Source organism: Stenotrophomonas sp. 2YAF22, assembly GCF_052114665.1.
Lineage (GTDB): Bacteria > Pseudomonadota > Gammaproteobacteria > Xanthomonadales > Xanthomonadaceae > Stenotrophomonas > Stenotrophomonas indicatrix.
This window is the reverse complement of the sequence record NZ_JBFRFE010000661.1, coordinates 1-2,356: the sequence shown is the minus strand read 5'-3', so window position 1 is coordinate 2,356 and position 2,356 is coordinate 1. Positions and strand designations below refer to the sequence as shown.

Annotated in this window: 3 protein-coding genes; all 3 read right to left on the bottom strand. The window is 67.4% G+C overall.

Annotation, left to right across the window (positions count from 1 at the left end):
- The coding region (locus AB4Y84_RS19630) for an LLM class flavin-dependent oxidoreductase (RefSeq protein ID WP_442250719.1) at positions 1-528 on the bottom strand (528 nt) is incomplete at its 3' end.
- Between the two features lie 3 nt (positions 529-531).
- Positions 532-1,113: an FMN reductase gene (msuE, locus tag AB4Y84_RS19625; RefSeq protein WP_394196388.1), complete on the bottom strand. Its 582-nt coding sequence runs from the start codon at positions 1,111-1,113 to the stop codon at positions 532-534.
- 52 nt (positions 1,114-1,165) lie between these two features.
- The coding region (locus AB4Y84_RS19620; RefSeq protein ID WP_442250718.1) for a TonB-dependent receptor domain-containing protein at positions 1,166-2,356 on the bottom strand (1,191 nt) is incomplete at its 5' end.

Sequence of the window (2,356 nt, the reverse complement as noted above, 5' to 3'; positions counted from 1 at the left end):
GTCCACCAACCCCGGCGCATGTGGCTGCAGACGCGGGCGATAGCGCGTGGCGGCGTTGCCGACTTCGGCATCGGCGGTGCCCAACGGTTCACCACGCAGCGCTTCCAGCAACCGCGCCACCCGGCCATGGGAAAAGTCGATGCGCGCAGGGTCGCTGTYGTACAGCAAGGGCCCTACCAGCCCGCCGTGTGGCGGCGCGCCGGTACTGACGCCTACCTGCAGCCGGCCACCTGCCAGCGCATCCAGCAAGGACAGATCCTCGGCCAGGCGGAACGGTGTTTCGTAGCCCAGCTGGATGACCGCACTGCCCAGTTCGATGCGCGTGGTGTGCTGGCTGGCCGCCGCCAGGAACACCGCTGCCGAGCTGATGCCCGGTTCCAGGTGGCGATGGCGCACCCACGCGCCGTCATAGCCCAGCTGTTCGGCAAACGCGATCAGCGCCAGCGTCGCGTCCAGGCCCGCGCGTGGTTGTTCCGGCAGATAGCTTCCCGGCGTGAGGAACGCCAGATGCCGCAGCTGCACCGCCACGTCCTAGGCGATCCTGCGCAGCGGCGCGGGCAGCGCTGCCGCCACGTGCGCCACGTGTCCCGCCGCACGCTCGGCCGCCAGTTGGATGCGTGCCTGCAGTGCAGCGCTGTTGATCCGGTCGCCGTCGAAGTCGGCCGGCGTGGCATACACCCCGATCGGCAACGTATGCGCCTGCAGGAAGCTGAAGAGTGGACGCAGCTGATGGTCGATCACCAGCGCGTGGCGCTCACTGCCACCGGTAGCCGCCAGCAGCACTGGCGTATCCACCAGAGCGTCCAGCCCGATGAAGTCGATCAGGTGCTTGAACAGGCCCGGATAGGACCCGCGATACACCGGCGCGGCCGCCACCAGCAGCTGTGCAGATTCAATCGTGGCCAGCGCGCGCTCTACCTGCGGCTCCACTTCGCTGCGCTGCAGCGCCTGCCCCAGCGAGCGCGCGATCGGCGCCAGCTCGACCAGCTCCACGCTGATGTTGACCCGCTCGCGCAGTTCTTCCAGCAGATGCCGCACCAGCAGCAACGTGCGCGAGTTGGCCGACGCCGTCGGCGAACCAATCAACGCAACCACATTCAATGCAGAAGACATGACCCCCTCCTCGGTAGCGCCGGGCCATGCCCGGCGACGTTTCACATGAACCTCAGAACCGGTAATTGACGCGCCCGTACCAGAACGCCCCGACGTTGCTCAGCACATCACCGCTGTCCCAGGTGGTCTCGATGCTGGCCACATCGGTGGCGCTGCGTGCGTACGCAGGCACCTTGCGGGTGCGCTTGTCGAACACGTTGTTGATGCCCAGCGCCGCACTCCAACCGGCACCCAGCTCGACGCCACCGGACAGGTTGGTCACCAGCACCGGCGGCTGCTTGTACTGCACGCCGTTGTTCAGGCGCTTGATCGGGCCGTAGTAGGTGAAGTCCACGTTCGAACGCCAGCGCCCGTTCTGCCAGCCCAGCCCCGCCACCTGCGTGTACGACGGCGTGCGGAAGCGCAGCGCGTACTCGCTCGACTTGGTCAGCAGGTTGATGTTCGGCAGCCCCTGCAACGCCTGCGGAATCGCGCTCACTTTCTGGATGGTGGTGCGGCCCACATTGGCCGCGTAGCTCCAGCGCAGCTTGCCCCACTGCGTTTCCTGGTTCGCCTCCAGGGTCAGCTCCACGCCGCGCGTGCGGGTGTCGCCCACGTTGGTGAAGTAGCTGGCATAGAACGCATCACCGGGCAGGATGCTGATGCCGGCCGTGCCCAGCAGCGCGTCGATGGTGTTCTTCTGCGCGGCGGTCAGCACGGTGCCACTGTTGTCGGTCACCCGCGCCGGGTCCTGCGCGTTGTAGCCGATCTGGCTGGACTGGCCAAGCTGGCCGCGGATGTCGATCTGGTAGGCATCCACCGCCAGATGGAAGGCCGGGCTCGGGTCCCAGGTCACGCCGAGGCTGTAGTTGGTGGCCTTCTCCGGCTTCAGCGGCGTAGCGCCCAGCGCCACTGCTGCCGGCGAAGCGACCTGCGCCACCAGCGTGGTACCGCACGGGCAGCTGCCGGTGGCTTGGTAGAACTGCGCGCCCAGGCTCGGCGCGTGGAAGCCATTGCTGACCGTGGCACGTACGCCCAGCGCATCGGTGAAGTCGAAGCGCGTGGTCAACCGACCGGTCGACACCGTGCCGAAGTCCGAGTGGTCTTCCCAGCGCGCGGCGGCGTCCAGGTACCAGCGCGACGTGATGTTGGTCGCTGCACCGGCGTACACCGCCTTGCTGTTGCGGGTGGCCTTAACCGCATCGGCGGTGGAATAGCCGACAAAGGCAGCCGCACCAAAACCGGTGTATGACTCCCACTGCCC